21 protein-coding genes, 1 tRNA gene and 1 pseudogene are annotated in these 20668 nt (G+C 63.0%); 7 read left to right on the top strand and 16 right to left on the bottom strand.

The genetic code is table 11. From position 1 onward, the window contains the following. The first annotated feature begins 37 nt into the window (after positions 1-37). Both HMPREF3056_RS13650 and HMPREF3056_RS12785 read left to right on the top strand, forming a co-directional pair. Positions 38-247 (top strand): helix-turn-helix transcriptional regulator, encoded by a 210-nt coding sequence (locus HMPREF3056_RS13650; protein ID WP_070754990.1) that lies wholly within the window; start codon positions 38-40, stop codon positions 245-247. Continuing rightward, the gene (locus tag HMPREF3056_RS12785) at positions 240-710 is read left to right on the top strand and encodes a hypothetical protein (protein ID WP_070754989.1); all 471 of its coding nucleotides are present in this window, start codon (positions 240-242) and stop codon (positions 708-710) included. Before HMPREF3056_RS13650 ends, HMPREF3056_RS12785 begins: the two co-directional genes overlap by 8 nt. A gap of 421 nt (positions 711-1131) precedes the next feature. Here HMPREF3056_RS12785 and HMPREF3056_RS12780 read toward each other — a convergent pair whose 3' ends face one another. The 8 genes from HMPREF3056_RS12780 to typA all read right to left on the bottom strand — a co-directional run bounded on the left by HMPREF3056_RS12780 (position 1132) and on the right by typA (position 8901). Further along, the gene (locus HMPREF3056_RS12780) at positions 1132-1695 is read right to left on the bottom strand and encodes a GtrA family protein (RefSeq protein ID WP_070754988.1); all 564 of its coding nucleotides are present in this window, start codon (positions 1693-1695) and stop codon (positions 1132-1134) included. Positions 1696-1802: 107 nt separating this feature from the next. Further along, the gene (locus tag HMPREF3056_RS12775; RefSeq protein ID WP_070754987.1) at positions 1803-2609 is read right to left on the bottom strand and encodes a pseudouridine synthase; all 807 of its coding nucleotides are present in this window, start codon (positions 2607-2609) and stop codon (positions 1803-1805) included. Continuing rightward, positions 2610-3695, bottom strand: coding sequence for a succinyldiaminopimelate transaminase (gene dapC, locus HMPREF3056_RS12770; RefSeq protein WP_049154371.1), 1086 nt, complete (start codon positions 3693-3695; stop codon positions 2610-2612). Positions 3696-3698: 3 nt separating this feature from the next. Next, positions 3699-4022, bottom strand: a complete 324-nt coding sequence (gene fdxA / locus HMPREF3056_RS12765; RefSeq protein ID WP_005327491.1) for a ferredoxin — start codon at positions 4020-4022, stop codon at positions 3699-3701. Positions 4023-4072: 50 nt separating this feature from the next. Beyond that, positions 4073-4465 (bottom strand): hypothetical protein, encoded by a 393-nt coding sequence (locus HMPREF3056_RS12760; RefSeq protein WP_049154368.1) that lies wholly within the window; start codon positions 4463-4465, stop codon positions 4073-4075. Then, positions 4462-5331, bottom strand: a complete 870-nt coding sequence (locus HMPREF3056_RS12755) for a PIG-L family deacetylase (protein ID WP_049154366.1) — start codon at positions 5329-5331, stop codon at positions 4462-4464. Before HMPREF3056_RS12755 ends, HMPREF3056_RS12760 begins: the two co-directional genes overlap by 4 nt. Beyond that, on the bottom strand, positions 5321-6922 hold the full coding sequence (locus HMPREF3056_RS12750) for an ABC transporter family substrate-binding protein (protein ID WP_049154364.1): 1602 nt from the start codon (positions 6920-6922) through the stop codon (positions 5321-5323). Before HMPREF3056_RS12750 ends, HMPREF3056_RS12755 begins: the two co-directional genes overlap by 11 nt. Before the next feature lie 68 nt (positions 6923-6990). Next, positions 6991-8901, bottom strand: a complete 1911-nt coding sequence (gene typA, locus HMPREF3056_RS12745; RefSeq protein WP_046648270.1) for a translational GTPase TypA — start codon at positions 8899-8901, stop codon at positions 6991-6993. Between the two features lie 258 nt (positions 8902-9159). On the opposite strand from typA, the gene HMPREF3056_RS12740 reads away from it, so the two are divergent. From HMPREF3056_RS12740 to HMPREF3056_RS12730, 3 genes are read left to right on the top strand one after another with little or no spacing between them, the layout of a single operon-like run. Beyond that, a complete protein-coding gene (locus HMPREF3056_RS12740; RefSeq protein WP_070700780.1) occupies positions 9160-9879 on the top strand; it encodes an Rv1157c family protein in 720 nt (239 codons plus the stop codon). Further along, positions 9879-10415, top strand: a complete 537-nt coding sequence (locus HMPREF3056_RS12735) for a ribonuclease FAU-1 family protein (protein ID WP_070516799.1) — start codon at positions 9879-9881, stop codon at positions 10413-10415. Before HMPREF3056_RS12740 ends, HMPREF3056_RS12735 begins: the two co-directional genes overlap by 1 nt. A gap of 42 nt (positions 10416-10457) precedes the next feature. Next, positions 10458-11378, top strand: coding sequence for a DUF808 domain-containing protein (locus HMPREF3056_RS12730; RefSeq protein WP_070754986.1), 921 nt, complete (start codon positions 10458-10460; stop codon positions 11376-11378). 3 nt (positions 11379-11381) lie between these two features. Here the strand turns inward: HMPREF3056_RS12730 and zupT are convergent. Beyond that, positions 11382-12178: pseudogene (gene zupT / locus HMPREF3056_RS12725) on the bottom strand (zinc transporter ZupT). A 79-nt stretch (positions 12179-12257) separates the two neighbouring features. Here zupT and HMPREF3056_RS12720 point away from each other — a divergent pair. Then, positions 12258-13115 carry a hypothetical protein gene (locus tag HMPREF3056_RS12720; protein ID WP_246822531.1) on the top strand — a complete coding sequence of 286 codons (858 nt, stop codon included), beginning with the start codon at positions 12258-12260 and terminating at the stop codon, positions 13113-13115. Positions 13116-13563: 448 nt separating this feature from the next. Here HMPREF3056_RS12720 and HMPREF3056_RS12715 read toward each other — a convergent pair whose 3' ends face one another. From HMPREF3056_RS12715 to HMPREF3056_RS12695, 5 genes are all read right to left on the bottom strand, one after another. Continuing rightward, entirely contained in the window at positions 13564-13863 is a 300-nt protein-coding gene (locus HMPREF3056_RS12715) for a HigA family addiction module antitoxin (protein WP_049156400.1), read from the bottom strand. An 8-nt stretch (positions 13864-13871) separates the two neighbouring features. Beyond that, a complete protein-coding gene (locus tag HMPREF3056_RS12710; protein ID WP_049156403.1) occupies positions 13872-14153 on the bottom strand; it encodes a type II toxin-antitoxin system RelE/ParE family toxin in 282 nt (93 codons plus the stop codon). A gap of 182 nt (positions 14154-14335) precedes the next feature. Next, positions 14336-16126 carry a selenocysteine-specific translation elongation factor gene (gene selB, locus HMPREF3056_RS12705; protein ID WP_070754985.1) on the bottom strand — a complete coding sequence of 597 codons (1791 nt, stop codon included), beginning with the start codon at positions 16124-16126 and terminating at the stop codon, positions 14336-14338. Beyond that, positions 16127-17410: an L-seryl-tRNA(Sec) selenium transferase gene (gene selA, locus HMPREF3056_RS12700; RefSeq protein ID WP_210401800.1), complete on the bottom strand. Its 1284-nt coding sequence runs from the start codon at positions 17408-17410 to the stop codon at positions 16127-16129. Between the two features lie 24 nt (positions 17411-17434). Continuing rightward, positions 17435-17529 (bottom strand) — tRNA-Sec (locus tag HMPREF3056_RS12695). Between the two features lie 35 nt (positions 17530-17564). Between HMPREF3056_RS12695 and selD the strand changes: the two genes are divergently transcribed. Continuing rightward, complete coding sequence (gene selD, locus HMPREF3056_RS12690; RefSeq protein WP_070700768.1) at positions 17565-18542, top strand: selenide, water dikinase SelD; 978 nt, start codon at positions 17565-17567, stop codon at positions 18540-18542. On the opposite strand, the gene nrfD is transcribed toward selD, so the two are convergent. Beyond that, complete coding sequence (gene nrfD / locus HMPREF3056_RS12685) at positions 18532-19626, bottom strand: NrfD/PsrC family molybdoenzyme membrane anchor subunit (protein WP_049156415.1); 1095 nt, start codon at positions 19624-19626, stop codon at positions 18532-18534. The two genes, selD and nrfD, sit on opposite strands and share 11 nt — an antisense overlap. Beyond that, positions 19623-20666, bottom strand: a complete 1044-nt coding sequence (locus HMPREF3056_RS12680) for a 4Fe-4S dicluster domain-containing protein (protein WP_049156418.1) — start codon at positions 20664-20666, stop codon at positions 19623-19625. Before HMPREF3056_RS12680 ends, nrfD begins: the two co-directional genes overlap by 4 nt. Positions 20667-20668 lie beyond the last annotated feature (2 nt).

Genomic DNA, 20668 nt, shown 5'->3' with positions numbered 1-20668 from the left:
TAGTCATGTACGCACGACACACCGTAAAGGAGGGCAGATGGCTGAGCACCAGAACATGGTCCGCAAATGGCGGCGCTGGCTCGAAATGTCTCAAGCCGAACTCGCCGAACGAGCCGGCGTTTCCCGCCAAACAATCGCCAATATCGAGCGCGGCAACTACTCCCCCTCTGTGCACCTAGCACTCGACATTTGCCGCGAACTAGGAAAAACCGTCGAAGAAATCTTTGGAGATGAAAAACATGATTAACGCCCTGGCCAACTACACGCTCCGCGAGATCGACCGCGCCTCTCGCGACGAATTCGAGCGCGAGACTTTCTACAAGGCGTATGCCATCGCTGCGCCGCCTGCACAGTTCCTCGAGATCGTCGCAGCAGCCACCCTCGCTTGGGTACTACCTGGGAAGATGAGCATGCTGTGCTTCCTCGCCATCGCGCCGTCTATCATCGGCAATCTCTTCGGCACGGCGTGGCTGCGCAAACGAGTCGCCACCCCATCTGTTGGCCGTAATTGGTCTGCGATGACCGTCGACCTCATCCCGCTCATTGTGATGTTCGTCGGAATTGCCCATAACGCTTACGCACCGGACTCCACCTCCTACTTGATTGGCGCTGGGGCCGGCGTGACCGCCGCCATCATCTTCACACCATTCCTCCGCCGCCGCCAGCACCAACGCGACCAAGCCCGCCTCGACGCCGAGCTCGACGACTAGCTTGCTCTCCTTGCCGTCCCGCCCTTCGCGCTCACCGCGGACGGCGGGTCTTACTTTTTACAGGCGCCGGTGAGCGCCAAAGGTAGTTCAAGCCGATACTGCCCGCCCCCGCTAAGAATGCGGCCCTGCCCCGCTAAACCGCTACCATCTCCCTTCGCGATCACCGTGAGCGGGAACTAACGAATCTATTAGTTGCCGGTGAGCGCCAAGGGCGGGTTTCTGATTTCCACGCCTAAACACTCACCAGCACGATGGAGCGCTTCCACGCTGTGTCTTCAGTGAGCGCGAAGGGAGCATTGCTTGCCGACGCCCCCTTCCCGCTCACCGCAGCATGTAAAAAGCCCCGCCGGCCATCGCTGGTGAGCGTGAAAGGCAGGCGCGGGGCAGGTGCCGTGCGGAAGGACAGGCGGGGCGGAAGGGGTTAAGCCGGCTCGGTCTCGTGGACCACGACCGGCGCCTTGGGCGTCGAGCGAAAGGTCCACAGCTTATTGAAGATGAAATTAATGGGCATGGCTACCACGATGGAAATCGCGTTGGCCCAGTAGTACATGGTGCGGAATCCGGTTGAATCATCGAAAATATGGGGAGGCAGTTGCAGCGGCGAAGTCGGATTCATCAGCAGGTACTGCACCGCGAGGGTCACCAAGTATGCACCGATGCCCGTAATGAGAAACGGGAAGAACCCCCGCAACCACGACACCTTGTTGACGGACTTGAACGTCCACATGCGGTTGAGCTGGTAATTCCAGGTATTCGCCACGAGGAAGGCAATGGTAGAAAAGAGCATGAACCAACGCACGTGAAACTGCGTGCCGAACAGGTTGAACATCGCGTCATGCGGCGTGGCACCAAACCACGCCAAACCGCACTTTGCAGCCACAATCGAAGTCGCAATGTTGACCAACGTGCCCGAACCACCGACCAGACCGAACTTAATGAACTGGCCAAGATTCGAGGCAAAGCGAGCAAAGCTCAGATCCGCCATGGACACGCCCTTCGTACAAAATGCTCAATTATGATGAATAAAACTTCGTCCGAGTCTAGTCCCTCGCGAAGCGCAAACTAAAACGCGCGCCGCAAGAGCGCCGAATCTCACAGCTGAAACTCACGCTTCTCACCAGAAAGCGGATCCTTAAAGCTCAAAGCGACGTGAGTAAGCCGCAGGGGCGTGGAAAAATCGTAGAGGGACAACCCGCGATCCACCGGATAAGTATCATCCCCCACAATCGGATGCCCCAGGTGGTTAAGCACCACGCGAATCTGGTGGGTATGGCCGGTCAGTGGCCAGACATCGGCCACCGTCCCCCGAGCGCGCACCCGAGTCACCGTAGGCGTGCCGATAGGATCCACGCGGACCTGGCGCTCACCCCGCACTCGCCGCATGCCCAGCCGCACCGTGCCGTCGAAGGAGAAGGGCGCGGCCACCCGAGCACGGTAGCGCTTCACCACCGCACGCTCCTGAAAAAGCTGCTGGTACGCAGCGCGCGTGCGCGGATTACGCGAGCACAGCACCAACCCCGACGTCAACCGGTCCAGCCGGTGCAGCGGCACAATAGAGTCCTCCCCGTAGTCCACGCGCAGGCGGGTTTGGAGGGTCTCGCGCACGATGCGCCCGTTCGACGTCGTGGGCAGAAAGTGCGGCTTGTCCGCGACTATCAGGTCCCCGTCCTCAAACACCACGCGGTAATCAAACGGAATAGGCTCTTCGGAAGGCACCGAAGGGTGATACCAGGCCAGCGTTGGGCCGGGAAGCACAGTGCCGGGCTCTAAGCGAGTACCGGGCGAAAACGCGGAATCGCCCGCCTCACCTGCCCAATAGGTAGGAGTGGCGGGCACGATGCCCGTGAGCATCACCTTACGCGGGCTAATCCCCTCCCGCGCTGGTGGGCGAAAGGCCATTTACGCAGCCAAGCGGGCCACGGCTGCGGCGATGCGCTCATCAGTGCCGTTGAGGCCAATGCGCACGAATTGCTCGCCCGCTGGGCCATAGAAGTCACCCGGTGCAACGAGGATGCCGCGCTCGGCCAGCCAGTCGACGGTCGCCCGGCAGTTCTCACCGCGCGTTGCCCACAGGTAGAGCCCAGCCTCGGAGTGCTCGATCCGAAAGCCCGCGCCGGTCAGTGCCCGCATGAGATCCACACGGCGCGCGGCGTAGCGTTGGCGCTGGAGGGCTTCGGAGGGGTCGTCGTCAAGCGCGGCGACCATGGCCGCCTGGATGGGGCCTGGAACGATGAGCCCTGCGTGCTTGCGCAGCTCCAGCAGCTCCGCGATGAGCTGGGCATCGCCCGCGAAGAAACCGGCACGGTAAGAAGCCATGTTCGCGCTCTTGGACAGCGAATGCATCGCAATGAGCCCGGTGTTGTCGCCATCGGTCACGCGCGGATCCAGGATGGACACCGGCGGGTTCTCATCATCCCAGCCCAGGCCCATGTAGCACTCGTCCGAGGCCACGATGGCGTTGTTCGCGCGCGCCCAGGCAACGATCTCACGCAGCTTCTCGACGCCCAACACCCGGCCCGTCGGATTCGACGGCGAGTTGATGAACACGAGCGACGCATCCTGGAAATCCTCATCGGCGCGCAGAGGCTTGGCACCGGCCAGAAGTGCACCGACTTCATAGGTGGGATAAGCCACCGTCGGGAAAGCCACGGTCTCGCCGCGCATGCCCAGCAAGGTAGGCAGCCAGGCGATAGCTTCCTTAGTGCCGATGACCGGCAGCACCGCGTCCACGTTCATGTTGTAGCGGCGCTGCAGCGCCTTCGCAATGGCCTCGCGCAGCTCCGGGGTGCCCTGTGTCTGCGGGTAGCCGGGGGCCTCGGCCGCTGCGGACAGCGCTAACTGCACGCCTGGGGCCACCGGATCGACGGGATTGCCCACCGATAGGTCAACGATCCCGTCCGGGTGCGCCTGTGCTTTCTTCTTGGCGTCAGCAAGCGAGTTCCACGGAAAATCCGGGAGCGTGTCTCCCAGCGGCGTGCGGCTCATCTATTACTCCTGGTTCTGAGGCGGGAGTGCAGCGATCATCGGGACATCAAAGTCCTGCGGGCCGAGCGCAGCTGCGCCGCCCGGGGAGCCGAGATCATCAAAGAAGGCGGCGTTAGCATCGTTGTAGTCCAGCCACTCATCCGGGACATCATCCTCGTAGAAGATGGCCTCCACCGGGCAAGCCGGCTCACAGGCGCCGCAGTCCACGCACTCGTCCGGGTGGATGTAGAGCATGCGCTTGCCCTCGTAGATGCAGTCGACCGGGCACTCTTCAACGCAGCCGCGGTCCATCACGTCGACGCAAGGCTGCGCGATGGTGTAAGTCATAAGGTGTTTAAACTCCTGTGTGTCACGGGTTTTCTACGACTAACAGTATGCTACTCCGAGGCGAAAAATGGCCAAACGCTACCCGCGATTCCCGCGGCGAACAGCAGCAGGCTGAGAATATTATTGGCCAGCAAGCTACCGTCCCCGATAGCGGCACCCAGCATGAACGCGAGGAAACCCGCCACCCAAGCTAAACCGGGCAAGCCCGCGATGTAGGGATTCTCACTCCACAGCCGCGCTGTGCGGGTCAGCACCCCGTTGAACCAAAAGGCGATGAGGATGGTGATCGGAAAGGCCACGCTGGCCCCGTCGAACCATGGCACGCGGGCGGTGAGATAGACCACCTCTAAGGTCAGCGAGCAGAGTGCGCCTAAGACGAGCCACACTAGGCCCCCTACTTGCTCGCCGCGGGAGAAGTCGGTGCGGATTGCGCGCTCGCTCATTTCTCCCCCAGCAATGAATCCTGCAGCTCACCTTGGCCCAGCTGGTAGAACTCGTGGCGCAGCAGCGGCATGGTGAGCAGGTTGGACAAGGCATAGGCAGCGGGAACCTCCGCGGGATCCTTCAAGCCCGCCTGGGCGGCGTGAGGGTTGACGGTAGTGAGGGAGCCGTCGGCAAGCCAGATCTGCGTGGCGTGGGCCAGCATCGCTGCGCGCTTGGCGCTGAGAGCCGCGTCAGTGAGCTCGTAGGCCACATCGCAGCCAGCATTGGTGAAGTTATCCAGGTACTCCTTATCGGGCAGGCTCCAGCCCTCCGGAGGGGTAACAGCATCGAGGCCGCGGTAGTGCGCGGCGCGCTCAAAGACGGCCCACCAGATGCGCTGCTCAGGCGAGGCAGCCGCATGCACGGCCTTGTGCACAGCGATATGGTCGGGGTGCCCGTAACCGCCGTCCGGGCCATAGGTCAGCACTGCATGTGGACGCAGCGCGACAAGGTGGCCCCGCATCAGGTCGGCGGCCTCTTCCACGCGGTTGACCAGGGCCCGCGGATTCTCGTGAGCGGGCGAGCCTTCCATGCCGGAATCGCGGAAGTGCCCGAAACCACCCAGCTGAATACCGTCGACGCCTAAAGCGTCGAGCGCGTGCTTAAGCTCCCAGGCGCGGAACCCTCCCAGCTGGTCGGTCTCCGCGAGGCCCTGGTAGGGCTCGCCGATGATCTCGCCTTCCTCTCCCAGCGTCGCGGTAATCAGCGTGACCTGCGCGCCGCGCGCGGACAGGTCCGCCAACGTTCCGCCGGTAAAAAGCACCTCGTCATCTGGGTGGGCATGAACGGCCACGACACGGTAGCCAGTGAGATCCTTAGTCATCATCTTTCCTCCACTGCGGTGCGCTGATGAGGCCGGAGTCCCAGTCCTCAATGCTTTGTCCGGGGCCAACAATACCCTTGCCCAAAGCATGGATACGCACCTCGTTGAGCAGCGGAACGAAGAGCGCTTCCTCCCTGTTGAGATGCTCTACGCGATCCTGCGCGGTCGCGGAATCCACGTCGCCAGAGAGAATACCCAGGGCAGTGTCGGCGGAGTTTTCCGGGCAGTACCCAGACAACGTTGCCGCCGGGCGCGTGGGTGTCGCGCACACGAAATAGTTGGCCAGGCTGAGTGCGTCCTCGCCGTTCTCATCCCACGCCACCACAGCATCCACCTTGCCCGCCGGGAGCAGGTCGGAGGTAATCGTGGTCAGGCGTTCGGTGACGACCTCCGCGTCGATGGCCTTGGCTTGGAGCACGTCCACGATGGTGGTGGCCGCCGCCAAGGCGGTGGGGTACTGGGGATCCACGGCAATCCGCACCGGCTTGCGGCCCGCACGCTCGCGCAATGGGGCGAGCTCCGCGTGGCTATCGAAGGGATTGTTCCCAGGCTTGAGCTCCGAGGCGCGGCCGGTGGCGAGGCGGGCTAGTTGGTCGGTGTCGAGAAGCGAGGCCAACGCACGGCGTTGCGCCTGTTCATCGAACGCTCCCTCGACGGCCGACATGTTCAGCCGCAGCTGGCGTTGCCGGGTCACCACACCGGTATTGACGTTGCTGAGCAGGCTCAAATTCTCCAGGGTGGTCTGCTGCGGGGTGATATCAGCAAAACCGATCTGGTGCGAGCGCAACATGTTCACCGCCTGCGCGGTATCGCGCACAGCGCGCAGCTGAATGACGTCGATATTCGCGGGATCTTCTCCCCAGAACCGGTCGTTGCGGTTGAGGGTAATGATTCCCCGGCCGCGATCCATTCCGGCGACGAGGTAGCGCCCGGCCGAGGCGGGGATCCCGTCCGCCAGGGCCGAGGCGAAATCGCGGTCTTCCAGGAGGTGGGAGGGCACGAGGTTGGCAAAGAGCTTCTGCCAATCCTCCACGCGATGGGCAAAGTCAACGGTGACCACGCGCCCATTCCCGGAGGTCCGCACGGCTGTAATTGCCCGGTAGCCAGCCACGTCCTTCGCGCCCGGCGTGCGCGTTATCTGTGACCACAGGTAGTTAAAATCGGAGCCGCTGATCGGCGTGCCATCCGACCATTGCGCCGGCCCGGCGATGGTATAGCGTACCCGCATGGCAATGCTGCCGGGGGCTTCGATCTCCTCTGCGGATTCCAGGACATCCGTATCCATCTCAGAGCCGTGGAAAGCTGAAGGAAGGACCAGCTCCGCAATCTGGTTGACCAGCTCGGAGTTGTTCGCCACTAGGTGTGGGTTGAGCCCGCCGCGCAGCGGGTCCACCCCAATCGCCACGGTGCTGCGCTCCGGCAGAAGGTCCTCTTCGGGTGCTGCCTCAGGTGGCGGGGCCGTGGTGCTGGAATTCGTTGGAGTGGTACTGCGATCGTTCTCATCTACCACCGGCGGCGGACCGGGGTTGGCCTGGCAGGCGGTAAGCAGGGCGGCTGCGAGGATAACGCCAAGCCGAGGCAGGAAACGGTCCACTCCACACAACCTTTACATTCCGAAAACTTTCCCTACCACTGTAGTTGCCCGGGGCGGCGCTGAGCGAACTACTTGTTGAGCTGCTTGGCGCGGGCGGCCGCGCGCTTGCGGTCGGTGGCGGACAGCTCGACCTTGCGCACGCGCAGAACGTTCGGGCCGACCTCGACGCACTCGTCGGTGCCACAGAACTCCAGCGCCTCTTCCAGGGACAGGGTCCGAGCCTTGGCGAGGGTGACGGTGGCATCCGCGGTGGCGGAGCGCATGTTGGTCAGCTTCTTCTCCTTGGTGATGTTGATATCCATATCCTCATCACGGTTATTGGCACCGACAACCATGCCCTCGTAGGCCTCCATGCCCGGTTCCACGAAGAAGTCACCGCGGTCCGCCAGCTGCTGTAGGGCGTAGGCGGTGATCTGTCCGGAACGGTCGGCCACCAGCGAGCCGGTCGGCCGGGCCTTGATGTCACCGGCCCAGACGTCGAGGCCATCGGAGATGGAGTTGGCGATGCCAGCGCCGCGGGTCTCCGTCATGAACTGGGTGCGGAAACCGATGAGACCGCGGGCGGGAACGCGGAAGACCATGCGGACCCAGTCGCCCTCGCGCACGTCCATGGACTGCATCTGCCCCTTGCGGGTGGCCAGCAGCTGGGTAATAGCGCCCTGGTGCTCGGAGGGGGAATCGATGGTGAGCATCTCATAGGGCTCCATCGTCTTTCCGTCGATGACCTGGGTGACTACCTGCGGCTTACCGACGGTCAACTCGAAGCCCTCGCGGCGCATGTTCTCGATGAGTACGGAAAGCGCCATCTCGCCGCGGCCCTGGACTTCCCAAGCGTCGGGACGCTCGGTCGGCAGCACCTTGATGGAGACGTTACCGATGAGCTCCTGGTCCAGGCGGGCCTTGACCAAGCGGGCGGTGAGCTTATCGCCGCCGCCCTGGCCTGCCATCGGGGAGGTGTTCACGCCAATGGTCATGGAGATGGCCGGCTCGTCGACCTTGATGCGCGGCAGCGGCTGCGGGTTCTCCACGTCCGCGATGGTGTCACCGATCATGATGTCGGAGATACCGGAGATCGCCACGATGTCACCGGCGATGGCCTCGGTATCCGGCTGGCGCTGGAAACCGACGGTACGCAGGAGCTCCGCCACCTTGACGGTCTTGGTGTGCATCTCCCCTTCCTCGTCGTAGTGCATCCAGGCCACCTGCTGGCCCTTCTTGAGGGTGCCCGAGTAGATACGAAGCAGGGCGATACGACCAAGGAAGTCATCGGAGTCCAGGTTGGTCACGTGTGCCTGCAGAGGGGCGTCGACCTTGGCGGAGGGCTCGGGGAGGACGTCATAAATAACGTCGAAAAGCGCCTGCAGATCATCGGCGTTCGGAACGTTGCCATTGCCTGGGTTCTCAGTGGAAGCCTTGCCCTCGCGGCCGGAGGTGTAGAGGACCGGCAGGCCCAGCAGCTCCTCGGCGGCAGCGGCTGCTTCCTCGTCCTCGAGGCCGGCGGCGATTTCCAGCAGCAGGTCCTGGGCCTCGGTGACGACCTCGTCGATGCGGGCGTCGGGGCGGTCGGTCTTATTCACGCAAATGATGACCGGCAGCTTCGCCTCCAGTGCCTTGGTGAGCACGAAGCGGGTCTGCGGGAGGGGGCCTTCGGAGGCGTCGACAAGCAGCACAACGCCGTCCACCATGGAGATACCGCGCTCGACCTCGCCGCCGAAGTCGGCGTGGCCTGGGGTATCGATGACGTTGATGATGAGATCCCCGCCGTCCTTGCCCAGGCCCTTGCGGTGGATGGCGGTGTTCTTCGCCAGAATGGTGATGCCGCGCTCGCGCTCCTGATCGTTGGAGTCCATGACGCGATCCGAGTGTTCGCCATGGTCGCCGAAAGCGCCGGACTGCTCCAGCATGCCGTTGACAAGGGTGGTTTTACCGTGGTCAACGTGCGCGACGATGGCTACGTTACGGAATTCAGTATTACTCACGTGTGGGGTGCTCCTTCAAAGCATGGTGCGTTAGCGATGTGAACGGCCCTTAAATATACTCTCTAGCCCTTTGATGTGCAGCATCGCGCGGGATGTAACAGATTGATATCAAGAACCGACATACCGCACAGTAGGGCTCTAAAAAGAGTTGACTACGCCGAAAAAGTGAATATTGTGACAGCAGATACTATTGTGACTGACGTGATCACTGTGTAGTTTCTGTGACGTCACTTCCCCACCCACACGCAAGGATTCTCCATGGCCTTTTCTGAACAGCACTCCACCGGCTCCGCCCGTCGCGGCGTAGCCGGACTCACTGCTGCCCTGATGATGGGCCTGCTCAGCATCACGCCCGCACATGCCGGCGCCCCCGACCTCTCCTCGCTGGTGAACGTCTCCCAGAGCAGCAACCCGCTGGACAGCCTCGGTCGTCCCACCCCGGAGACACAGGAGCGCGTTCGTGCTTTCGCGGCACAGCCATGGATCCCGCAGGAGGCCCGTAGCGCCATCCTCACCGCACTCAACTTCACCGCTGGTGAAGGCGGCGAGGGCGGCGTCGCGATGCCGGAGGGAAATAACCCCGGCTTCCGCCAGTTCTACTGGCCCACGGTCTCCGCGCAGTGCATCGGCGGGCAGGGCGATTCGGTGGGTTCCGCCATCGCCGTGCCTGGCCCGACCGAGATGCCGGCCCCAGGCGCAGGCGAAGGCGAAGCCGTCTTCCTCTTCACCGCCCTGGGCACCCCGACCGCCGCTGAAGAGCAGGGCGCCATGCGCGTTCAGTGGTTCAACCTGGACACCTTCCAGTTCGGCACCACACCCCTCTTCAACAACGGCATCAACACCGATGGGCCAACCACGGTCTCGGGCCGCGCAACGACCGGCAAGGGAACCATCGTGGCGGTTCTCTCCGGTGCGGTTAACACTGCTGAATCCTCGTGTTCCTTCCCACCTACCGCGGCTTTCCTCGAGGTGAACTAATGAGCACAGACCTGCACCCAGTCAAGCAAGAGACCTTCAATACGGCCGACAACATCAATGTCGACCCGAAAGGTTTCCAGCGCGAGGTAGACACCTACCGGGTCACCGACTTTGGCCTCTACATGGCCCGCGGCGCCAACCACCCGCGCTTCGGCTACCTCGAGTCTTGGCTGCTGCCAGAGCTCGGCCTGCGCGCCAATATCTTCCATTTCCGTGAAGGTGTGGACGTGCACCAAGACTTCTACATCGACGTTGCCGATATCGACATTGACGGGGACGTGTGGACCACCCGCGATCTCTACGTCGACTTGGTCTCCACCTCCGGCGAGCCGGTTGACGTGCTCGACATCGACGAGCTAGCCGCCGCCACCTCCAACGGCCTTATCAGCGCGGAGGAAGCCGAGCGCGCCATGGAGCGCACGCTGGCCGCCGTCGAGGGCATCACGCGCTACGGCGATGACGCCATGAATTGGTTGCGCACGCTGGGAATGGACCTTACTTGGGCAGAAAATGTGGAGCTCGTTCCTGCCGAGTAACCTAGGGTGAGTACTTCTCCCCTACCTTAAAGGATGTGAGTCATGGCCGGTGGCCTCTTTGCCCTGCTTGACGACGTCGCCCTGATCGCCCGCTCCGCTGCCTCCAGCGTCGACGACGTGGCAGCGTTGGCCGGCAAAACCTCGGCGAAAGCAGCGGGAGTCGTCGTCGATGACGCCGCTGTCACGCCTCAATATGTCCAGGGCGTCAAGCCGCAGCGTGAGCTGCCCATGATTTGGCGCATCACCAAGGGCTCGCTCATCAACAAGCTGGTCATCATCCTTCCCATCGCGCTCATCCTGTCCTGGATCGCGCCGTGGGCGCTCACCCCTATCCTCATGTGCGGAGGTATGTACCTGTGCTTCGAGGGGGCGGAGAAGATCTTCCATGCTGTCCTTCACCGCGGTGAGAAGGACGAAAAGACCGTGGAAGAAAAGGGCCCCGATGCCGAGGACTCCCTGGTGAAATCCGCTATCACCACCGACCTCATCCTGTCGGCCGAAATCATGGTGATCTCCCTCAACGAGGTCATTGATCAGCCCTTCTGGCTGCGCCTCGGTGCCCTGGTCACCGTCGGCGTGCTTCTCACTTTGGGTGTCTATGGCGCCGTCGGGCTTCTAGTCAAGATGGATGACATCGGCGTCGCCCTGCTCAAGCGTCACGATGGTGACTCTGCCCTGGGTACCGCATTGGTCAAGGGAATGCCTATCGTGCTCAAGATCATCGGCATTATCGGCACCGCCGCCATGCTGTGGGTCGGCGGCCACATCGTGGTCAAGGGTCTGAGCGAGTTCGGCGCCGAGCAACCCTATGGCTTCATCCACCACGTCACCGAAAGCATCGGCAACGGCGCACTCGCCTGGACGGCAGATACTGCCTTGTCCATGCTGTGTGGTTTTATTCTGGGCGCAGTCATCGTCTCCATTGTCATGGCGGTCAAGGCCACCGCGGAGCGCGTGAAATAAACCTTAGATAAACATCGCGAGCGAAACAGCCATCACCGCCATACCGGCTATCAGCCCGTAGATGGCGCAGTGGTGTTCGCCGGTCTCCTCTGCCGTGGGCAGAAGCTCATCCAAGGAGATGAACACCATGATGCCGGCGATGACGGCAAAGCTGATGCCGAACGTCATCGGGCCGATAAATGGCATCAGCAGCGCGAAGCCAATGAGAGCGCCGAGGGCTCGGCCAAGCCAGATAGCGTGGCCCACCAGAAGGCCCTCTTCCGCGAGCCCGTCGCGCTGCGCAGGGGCACTGCGACCGCAATGCCCTCGGGGATGTTGTGGATGGCGATAGCCACGGCGACGGGGATGGCGATCTCCGGGGCTTCGAGGCCTGAGAGAAACGTGGCAAAGCCTTCCGGGAAGTTGTGGATAGCCAGCGCGAAGGCGGTGAACATGCCGGTCTTCATCAGCCGTTTGCGCCGCGCGTCCTCCTCGGTGGTGGCCGGCTCGTGCGGGTTAATCTCCTCGGGCACAAGGCGGTCAATGATGGCAATGATCGCAATACCCGCGAAGAATGCCGCCATCATCGTCCAGGTGGCGCGCGCTTCGTCCCCGAGGGTGCTTTCTAGCTTCTTCAGGGCCTCCGGCAGGATTTCCATGAAGGAGACGTAGAGCATCACACCTGCGGACAGGCCCAGGGCAGCGGCCATGAACTTCGGGCCAGGTTCTCTCTTGCCTACGGCGAGGGCGCCTCCGATGGACGTCGACAAGCCCGACAGCAGCACAAGGCTGAAAGCGAACGCGATGGTGGCTAAGTCCATAGTGGGAAACTATAGCGTGTCTAACCCGGCCTCTGCGTAAGCTTGGAAGGAGTCCATCGTATCCCATCTGACTCTTGAGGTGACTGTCGCAACCATGGTGCTGTATCCGCTGGCTCCGTCTTATTTTGGTGTCGAGCACGTCGCGATTCTTGAGCACGTCAACTTTTCCACCGCACTGAGCATCCCGGGGTTGGCGCAGCAGCCTGCGCTCGTCGACGTGTCCTTGCTCCCCGAGCCCACAACGGGAGGCTGGCGTGTGCGCTCGGATTTTGGTTTTCTAGGCGCGCTCGATGGCGAGGAGTCCGCCGAGTATCCCGCTCTCAACCGTCTGCGCACGGCGGCGATGACTCCAGCAACACATGCCACCGTCGAGATCGTTGACGGCGAGATAGAAGTTGCCGTTGCTCTGGGCCTCGACCCGTGGATGATTCCCGCAAACAATCAACCGGCGGGCACCGCCCTGCTCAGCGGGGGCCACGGCGCCCTCGTTCGCGTCGCGGAGGGAGAGCTCACCGCGCATCAGCTGCGCGAGATGGGCACCAAGCAGTTCTTCGTGACGCTCGCGCTTCTCGACGACACCGTCCTCGCCACCCACGACAACCTCGTCCTCGGACCGTGCGCGGAGCTCTCCGATGCCCCGGCGCTGGCCGCCGCGTTCGCAGCTGCCTCTCAGTCCGGTGTTTCCCTGGCCGCCCGGGCTTATGCTGCAGGGGGCCGCATCGCAGTGGACCTTCCCCTCGCCCCCGCAGACCCCACTGACCCTGCCGAGCTCTTCGCCCCCGCGGTCCCACCGCTGCCGCTCGACCCGGACAAGCCCGCCATCCCGCCAGCGCTCGACCCCGACGCCGACTGGGAGTTCACCACACCTGCAGATCCCCTCGCTTCGCCGCTGCCCACCGGCTCGCGCGCCTTCACGTCCCCCAAAGGCACCTTTTGACTGGCACCTTATGCACTTACGCTAATTCATTGACCTGGAATTTCTCCGAAAACCGCCCGCAAATGGTGCCTTTACTTTGGTTCCTTTGCCCCTGTTGGTCGGCCGCGACCTGGCTGCTAAACCCACCTCTCGCGTAGGGTCTTATTTACGCTAGCTCACCGTTTCAGAAGCTCAGGAACTCATCATGCCCAGCAAACAACACAACAATCGCAGAAATCGATCCTCTACAGGCTCTAAAGCTGACGAAGTTAATGCTTCGAAGAAACGCTATGCGCAGAGGATGGAGCACCTTGCCACCCGACAAGAGCGCTATGCCGATCGCGATTTTGCGATCTGGGCCGAAGACTCCTGGGGAAGCGATGATCCTGACCTAGGCAGCCGCCATTCAGTCCGCTCTGCTTCTGGCGGACGCCCCCAGTCCAATCGCTCTCGCTATTAACCGCTGAATTTAAGCCGCCCCGAGGGGCCGGATGCCATCGATTTCATCAGCGACGGCATCCTCAGCCACCTCCAATTCATAACGGCTTTGCAGGTTGAGCCAATACTGCGGTTCGATTCCGAAGTACTTTCCTAGCCGAAGAGCGGTATCTGCGGTGATTCCACGCTTGCCGTGAACAATCTCATTAATCTTCCGCAGCGGGACGCCAATTTCTACAGCCAGTTGGTGTTGGGTAATCCCAAAAGCTTCGATGAAATCTTCATTAAGCACTTCGCCGGGGTGAATCGGCGGATAAAGCTTAGTACTCATAACCGTCCTTAGTGATAGTCCTCGATAACAACGTCCGCTGGGCCGGCCTCGGTCCAGCGGAAGGTGATCCTCCACTGCTGATTGACTCGGATACTGAATGTTCCTTTCCGGTCACCTTTCAAAGCTTCGAGGCGGTTGCCCGGTGGAATACGTAAGGAGTTCAGCGAAACAGCAGCATCGAGCTGATGGAGTTTTCTATTAGCAGTTTTGTGGATTCTCGAATCAATCCGCGGCGACGCTTCGCGTAACCAGACAAGCTCGGTATCACGGTTACCGAAAGACTGGATCATGGGTTCACCCTACAAAACATAACGGAGACCGTCAATGACGGTCACCGCTAAGCCAATGAAGATACTTGCGCCTTCAAAGTTTTCTCAATGGCCACCAAAGGCACCTTTTAACTGGCACCTTATGCACTTACGCTAATTCATTGACCTGGGGTTTATCCGAAAACCGGCGACAAATGGTGCCTTTACTTTGGTTCCTTTGCCCCTGGCCCGAATGCGAAGCGCTTGCCGTCGACTAGGCGGGTCGCGCCGGTGGCATCGAGGTGCTCGAAGAGCGGGATGGCAACCCGGCGCGTCGTCCCCAGGGCTTGGCGCGCCTCCGAGAGGGTGAAAGGCTGTTCCAACGTAGAGACAACTTCGAGTGCCTCGCGAGGAGCGGAAGGCAAAAGCACAACGCCTTTGTCTAACCGGAGCACACGCCCGGCGCGCTCGGCAGCGGCGAGCTCTTTGGGGCCCAGCCCCAATTCCTTAAGTTCTTCTGCCTCCGGGGCGGCGAAAGGCTCGGCGTACAGGCGTTGCTCGAGCTCAGCTACTCCCCTCTCCGCGGGGCCCAAATCTACAGCCTGACCAGGCACGCGCAGCACGCCATCGACCGATTCGAGCTGGGCTGCCGCTACTGCTAGGCCCAGCAGGGCCGGCTCCGACAGGTTCAGCGCGTCCATGGCCGCTGCTTTCGTCAGTCCTGGGGAAAGCGGGTTCGCTGCGGCATGTGCTTCCACAGCCGAAACGAGAGCATTCTTCCACGCGGTCACCTGTCGTGCGGCAATCCACCACCGAGCGAATTCGATGACTCCGGCAGGCTTTTCCTCCACCGAGAAGCCATCGCGCACGAGCTCTTCGTGTGCAGCGTAGCCGCAGCGCTTGAGCCACTCGGACGGGTTCGCCGGCTCTAAAACTTCTAGCTCAGCTGCGCGCTTCTTCGCATCACCACGCCTGCTCAGCTCAGCCGGGTGCACGTCCACGACTTCGAAGCCCGCCGCTACGTGCCGCCCGCCGGGGCTGCGCACCACGAACCGATCGAGCAACGTGAGAGGTAGCGGGCTTTCCAGTGTCAACCGCGCGAACTCACCGCCTAAAGGCCGCAAACGCGCGCCCACCCCCACCGTGCCAATGTGCACCACGAGGTTCTGGGGAAGCTCAGCCATCTCAGTACCAAAGGTTCGGCGAATATCCACGGTATCGAGCACCCGCCAGCGCTCTGGGCTCAGCAGTGCATCCCCACGATGAACCTCATCCGCGGCCACCCCACGGAGGTTAAGCGCCACGCGTCTCACCGGACCAGCGCTGTCCACCGACGTGTTTTCGCTGTGCACGCTGCGCACCGTCACGAGTTGCCCGCCAAGCTGCAGCTCATCCCCCACCGAGACAGTCCCCGCCGCCAGCGTTCCCGTCACCACGGTGCCAGCGCCCTTCACGCTGAAGGCGCGATCGACCCACAACCGCACGCGTGCCTGAGGATCCGGCGCGGGCATAGCGGCGAGCACCCGATCCAGCTCAGTGCGCAATGTCCCCACGCCTTCGCCGGTCTTTGCGGAGACTTCGACCACGGGAGCGTCGGCAAGCGCTGTTTTCGCCAGCTCTGCCTTGACCTGCGCGGTGACCTCAGCGCGGCGGGCAGCGTCTGCCTTATCCGCGCGGGTCAGCGCGACCACACCGTGCTCGATTCCCAGAGCGCGCAATGCATCGCGGTGGTCAGCGGACTGCGCTTGCCAGCCTTCATCGGCCGCCACGACAAAGAGCACCACCGGCGCGGGCCCCACCCCGGCCAGCATGTTGCCCAGGAACTTCTCGTGTCCCGGCACATCGACAAAAGCCACGTCGGCGCCGGAGTCGAGCTTCGTCCACACGAACCCCAAGTCGATGGTCAAACCGCGCCGCTTCTCTTCCTCCCAGCGGTCCGGTTCCATTCCCGTCAGGGCTTTGACCAGGCTCGACTTTCCGTGATCCACATGCCCGGCGGTCGCCACAACGTACACCTACATCACCGCCTGAATCGCAGCAATAAGCTCCGCATCCTGCGCCTCCGGCACGCAGCGCACATCCACCAGGCAGCGTCCCTGGTTCACGCGTGCCACCACGGGAGGCTCGCCCAACCGCAGTGGACGTGCCAGCTCTTCTGGCAACGCCACGGCCCAGCCCGGCAGCGGTACCTCGGGCGCCCCGCCGCCGCCCACACGCCCGGCATGCTCGACAACCTCGCCGCCCACCGCCGCGGCGACCTTCTCGGTACGCTCGCGATGACGTTTAGCGTCAATGTGCAGCGCATCCCGCACGGCGTTAGAGGGAGCGGCAAGGGAGGCCTCAAGGGCGTTAAGCCGCAGCTTATCGATGCGCACCGCCCTCGCCAGCGGATGTTTCTTACACGCGGCGATCGCTTCCTTCTTTCCCACAAGCACGCCGGCTTGCGGTCCGCCGAGGAGTTTATCCCCCGAGAAGAGCACTACGTCCGCGCCATCCCGAAGAGCCTCGCTGGCGGAGGGTTCCTCAGGAAGCACCTCATCGGGTGCGAGCAACCCTGAGCCGATATCCACGATGAGCGGCAGATCTGTGAGTCTGCGCAGGTCTGCAACCGGCACAGAAGACGTAAACCCACTGATCAAGAAGTTCGAGGGATGCACCTTGAGAATCGCCCCGGTGTTCTCCCCGAGCGCCCGCTCGTAGTCCGCCACGTGGGTGCGGTTCGTCGCGCCCACCTCCCGCAAGCGGGTGGCCGTGGACTCGATGAGCTCCGGCAGACGGAAGCCCGCACCAATCTCAATAAGTTCGCCGCGGGAAATGATGACCTCCTTGCCCGGGGCCAAGGCAGCGGTCGCCAGCAACAGCGCAGAGGCCCCGTTGTTGACCACCAGCGCATCCTCCGCGCCGGGGCAGGCAGCCAAGACAGCGTCGACTGCCGCGCGCCCTCTATCCCGTGAGCGCAGGCCGCTGTCCAAGTCCATCTCAACGTCCGTATAGCCAGCTGCTGCCACGAGCGCATCCACCGCTGCCGGCGGCAAAGGGGCGCGGCCCAGGTTCGTGTGGATGATCACGCCCGTGGCATTGATGACGCGGCGCAAGGAATAGGGCTGTGCTACTTCCAGCCTGTCGGCCAGCTCCTCTTGAATGCGGGTGGGGTCAAGGGAGCCGGAGCGGGCGTCGGCAAGCACGGCGACGATGATCGCCCGGACCGAATGCGGTGCCAATCGTTGGTGGGCGTCCTGCACCGCTGGGTACTGGAGGATTTCATCCATCTTCGGGATGAAGCGGCGGGGGTCAGTCATCAAAGTTCCTCCTAGCTGCGCTAATGGCGGAGACGGACAGGAATCGAACCTGCCAGACCGAGATGCTCGGCCTCACCGGTTTTGAAGACCGGGGCGCCCACCAGGACACGTACGCCTCCGTCTGCTCACCATACACGCGGCTAGAATGACCCCCATGTCTGACATCACACTTACCTCCTTTGCCGCCGGTGGCGGCTGCGCCTGCAAGATTCCTCCGGGAGAGCTCGAATCGGCCGTCGCGGGCCTCGTGGGCACCGCGGACCCCAACGTGCTGGTCGGGCTTGACGACGGTGACGATGCCGCCGCCGTGCGCATCCCAAACGGCCTCGCGGTCATCTCCACCGCGGACTTCTTCACCCCGATGCTCAACGACCCCTATGACTGGGGCCGGGTGGCGGCAGCCAATGCGCTTTCCGACGTCTACGCCATGGGCGGCACTCCCATCACCGCCATCAACCTCGTGGGCTGGCCGCGCGAGAAGCTCGGTCTTGATGTATTGCGCGAGGTCCTGCGCGGTGGCATGGATGTGGCCAGCGAGGCAGGGATCTCCATTACTGGTGGACACTCCATCACTGCCCCGGAGCCCACGTATGGTTTGGCTGCCACGGGCATCGTCCACCCCGACAAGATTATGCGCAACGACGCCGCCGAGGCGGGCCTGCCCATCACGCTGACCAAACCAATCGGTGTGGGCATCCTCAATAACAAGCACAAGGCCACCGGTGAAGTCTCCCAGGCCGCGGTGGATTCCATGACCACGCTCAACCGCGACGCTGCCGCGGCCGCCGTAGCCGCGGGCGTGCGCGCGGCCACGGACGTCACCGGCTTCGGGCTTCTGGGCCACCTCTACAAGATGTGCCGCGCCTCCGGTATTGGTGCGGAGCTGGATTTTTCCGCTGTTCCTGCGGTGGACGGCGCCATGGAGGCCCTGGCGGAGGGCTTCATCCCGGGCGGCTCGCGCCGCAACCTGGATTGGGTCCGCCCCCACCTCGACTCAGACTTGAGCGAAGAGGACTTGATCTTCCTCGCCGATGCCCAAACCTCGGGTGGCCTGCTGGTCATCGGCGAGGTTCCTGGCTATCCGGTCATCGGCCGCACCGTGCCGGGCGAGGCGCGCATTACTATCCGCTAGTCACCGTCGAGTGCGTGAGGCCTTCTGCCTGGCGGCGGGCCTCAGCACGGCGCTTCTGCGGGCCGATGCTTGTCGACGGATCTTTCACCGCCTCCAACCCCGCATTGAGCACGCCGAAACGAGTGCAGGCAGAACCCGCCAGAAGCGCCAGGCCGGAGACCACCGACACCGCGCGCGACTTTGTGACCGACGCGATTGCGGTTCCCACCCCGCCCGCGGCAATGAGCGCCTCGGAGGCCTTCATGAGTTTCCCGGGTGTGCCTTCGTGCAGCGGGCGCAGAGGCTCTGGCTCCATGTTCGCTTCCATGACACGGGTCGCGGCCAGATCGGTCGCCGCGGCAGTGATACCGAGTACTCGTGCCGCGCCAGCATTCTCCACCGGGGTAAAGACCATGGCGGCACCCGACGCCGCAGCCGAAGCCGAGGACACGAACACATAAGGCAGATGCTTCTTCGCGTCATTCCACGTCGGGTTTGACGTGTTGGCCAACAGCACCGCCGTGTAGCCCGCCAGCGGGCCACCAAGCACGCCGGCGACAGCGCCTGCTGGACCCGCCGCCGTATCGAGGAGGCGGCGAAGCGACTTCGGTAGCACACCGCCGACCAGTGCGTCCGCTTCCACGACCGCCGGCAGGGCCGCGGCGGAAGCGAAGCTGCCCAGGATCCACGAGCCGATGGACATCGGCGAGGTCACCTTGAAGACGCGGAACATGTTGAGCAGGCGCTCTGGGCGGCCGAGGTCGAGCACCAAAAAGACCGACCCTACCGATGCCGCGGAGAAAGCCGTCATCCGCGTCGAGCGCTTCAGCGGTGCGTTCCCAGTGGCCTGGGCACCGGCGGCCAACATCGCAGAACCGCCGGCCACGCCGCCGAGGAAGAAATAGCCGCCGATGGGCCACTCCCACGGCGGGGCCTTGACTACGGGCTTGCCGTAATACGAGGAGAACTCGAAGTCCTCCGCCATACGCTCTTCTTTGGAACCATCCTGTGCGCCGGCTCCGACTCGTCCACGCCGGCGCTTCTTGCCGCCGCCTCGCCTGCGCCTAGGCTCCTGCGGCGGGCGGTACTCATCGAACTCGCTCACTTGCGGCCTCCCAACATGAATGCCCCGGCCACGGCCAGCGCCATTCCTCCGATAGCTTTCACTGCGGTCTTGTACATCTGCGGCAAATCCGCCGTGGGCACGCGTGGATCCGGCGGCAGCCCGTAGACCTCTGGGGAATCGAGCAACAGGAAAATAGAACCCGTTCCACCGACCCCATCCTGGGAATTGGCGCCGTAGAGACGAGCCTCCGTCAGCCCCTGCTCGTGCAGGACGCGCACACGCTCCTGCGCAGCAGCGAGCATCTCCTCGTAAGGGCCGAACTGGATGGAATCCGTCGGGCACGTCTTGGCGCACGCGGGCTGCTCGCCGATCTTGAGGCGGTCATAACACATGGTGCACTTCTGGGCCACGCCCAAGTTCTTGATCGGCATCGCCTGCCCCGGAATATGGTCAGGCCCTTGGGGTTTCAGCTGCTTCAGCTTTGCCAGCACGTTCACACCCGCGTGGTCAGGGACCTCATAATCCACGGTGGCGGTCTTGTCTGCCTTGAGCGTCACGCCGCCGTCATCGCGGCGCTCAATGACGCCGAAGGGGCAACCGGCCACGCACGTACCACAGCCATTGCACACGTCGTCCTGCACCACGACGGTGCCGAACTCGGAGCGAAAGAGCGCGCCCGTCGGGCACACGTCCAAGCAGCCCGCGTTGGTGCAGTGCTTGCAGACGTCGGAGGACATCAGCCAGCGAAAATCATCGGTATCTGGGGTGACGCTTGGTGCAGAGGTTGTGGGCATACCCAGCGCGACGAGTCTGCGCCCCTCCTCGCGCGCCTGCTCAATGCGCTCGTTGTTTTGCTCGATGAAGGCCACGTGACGCCACGTATTCGCGCCCAGCCCGCCAGTGTTGTCATAGGAGTTTCCGGTAACCGCGTAGCCTTCCACTGGGTTGCGGTTCCATTCCTTGCACGCCACCTCGCAGGCTTTGCAGCCAATGCACACCGAGGTATCGGTAAAGAACGCCATTCGCTGATAGGTCTCATAGCCGTGTCGATCGGCCTTTTCGGTCAAGAAATTCGCCATGA

This window comes from Corynebacterium sp. HMSC056F09, assembly GCF_001815785.1.
GTDB lineage: Bacteria > Actinomycetota > Actinomycetes > Mycobacteriales > Mycobacteriaceae > Corynebacterium > Corynebacterium hiratae.
The sequence above is the reverse complement of the archived record's forward strand: the minus strand, read 5'-3'. Positions and strand labels throughout refer to the sequence as shown.

Excerpts from the sequence above, each read along its gene's own strand:
- HMPREF3056_RS13650 (WP_070754990.1), top strand. The coding sequence starts at position 38 with ATGGCTGAGCACCAGAACATGGTCCGCAAATGGCGGCGCTGGCTCGAA.
- HMPREF3056_RS12785 (WP_070754989.1), top strand. The coding sequence starts at position 240 with ATGATTAACGCCCTGGCCAACTACACGCTCCGCGAGATCGACCGCGCC.
- HMPREF3056_RS12780 (WP_070754988.1), bottom strand. The coding sequence starts at position 1,695 with ATGGCGGATCTGAGCTTTGCTCGCTTTGCCTCGAATCTTGGCCAGTTC.
- HMPREF3056_RS12775 (WP_070754987.1), bottom strand. The coding sequence starts at position 2,609 with ATGGCCTTTCGCCCACCAGCGCGGGAGGGGATTAGCCCGCGTAAGGTG.
- dapC (WP_049154371.1), bottom strand. The coding sequence starts at position 3,695 with ATGAGCCGCACGCCGCTGGGAGACACGCTCCCGGATTTTCCGTGGAAC.
- fdxA (WP_005327491.1), bottom strand. The coding sequence starts at position 4,022 with ATGACTTACACCATCGCGCAGCCTTGCGTCGACGTGATGGACCGCGGC.
- HMPREF3056_RS12760 (WP_049154368.1), bottom strand. The coding sequence starts at position 4,465 with ATGAGCGAGCGCGCAATCCGCACCGACTTCTCCCGCGGCGAGCAAGTA.
- HMPREF3056_RS12755 (WP_049154366.1), bottom strand. The coding sequence starts at position 5,331 with ATGATGACTAAGGATCTCACTGGCTACCGTGTCGTGGCCGTTCATGCC.
- HMPREF3056_RS12740 (WP_070700780.1), top strand. The coding sequence starts at position 9,160 with ATGGCCTTTTCTGAACAGCACTCCACCGGCTCCGCCCGTCGCGGCGTA.
- HMPREF3056_RS12735 (WP_070516799.1), top strand. The coding sequence starts at position 9,879 with ATGAGCACAGACCTGCACCCAGTCAAGCAAGAGACCTTCAATACGGCC.
- HMPREF3056_RS12730 (WP_070754986.1), top strand. The coding sequence starts at position 10,458 with ATGGCCGGTGGCCTCTTTGCCCTGCTTGACGACGTCGCCCTGATCGCC.
- HMPREF3056_RS12715 (WP_049156400.1), bottom strand. The coding sequence starts at position 13,863 with ATGAGTACTAAGCTTTATCCGCCGATTCACCCCGGCGAAGTGCTTAAT.
- HMPREF3056_RS12710 (WP_049156403.1), bottom strand. The coding sequence starts at position 14,153 with ATGATCCAGTCTTTCGGTAACCGTGATACCGAGCTTGTCTGGTTACGC.
- selA (WP_210401800.1), bottom strand. The coding sequence starts at position 17,410 with ATGACTGACCCCCGCCGCTTCATCCCGAAGATGGATGAAATCCTCCAG.
- selD (WP_070700768.1), top strand. The coding sequence starts at position 17,565 with ATGTCTGACATCACACTTACCTCCTTTGCCGCCGGTGGCGGCTGCGCC.
- HMPREF3056_RS12680 (WP_049156418.1), bottom strand. The coding sequence starts at position 20,666 with ATGGCGAATTTCTTGACCGAAAAGGCCGATCGACACGGCTATGAGACC.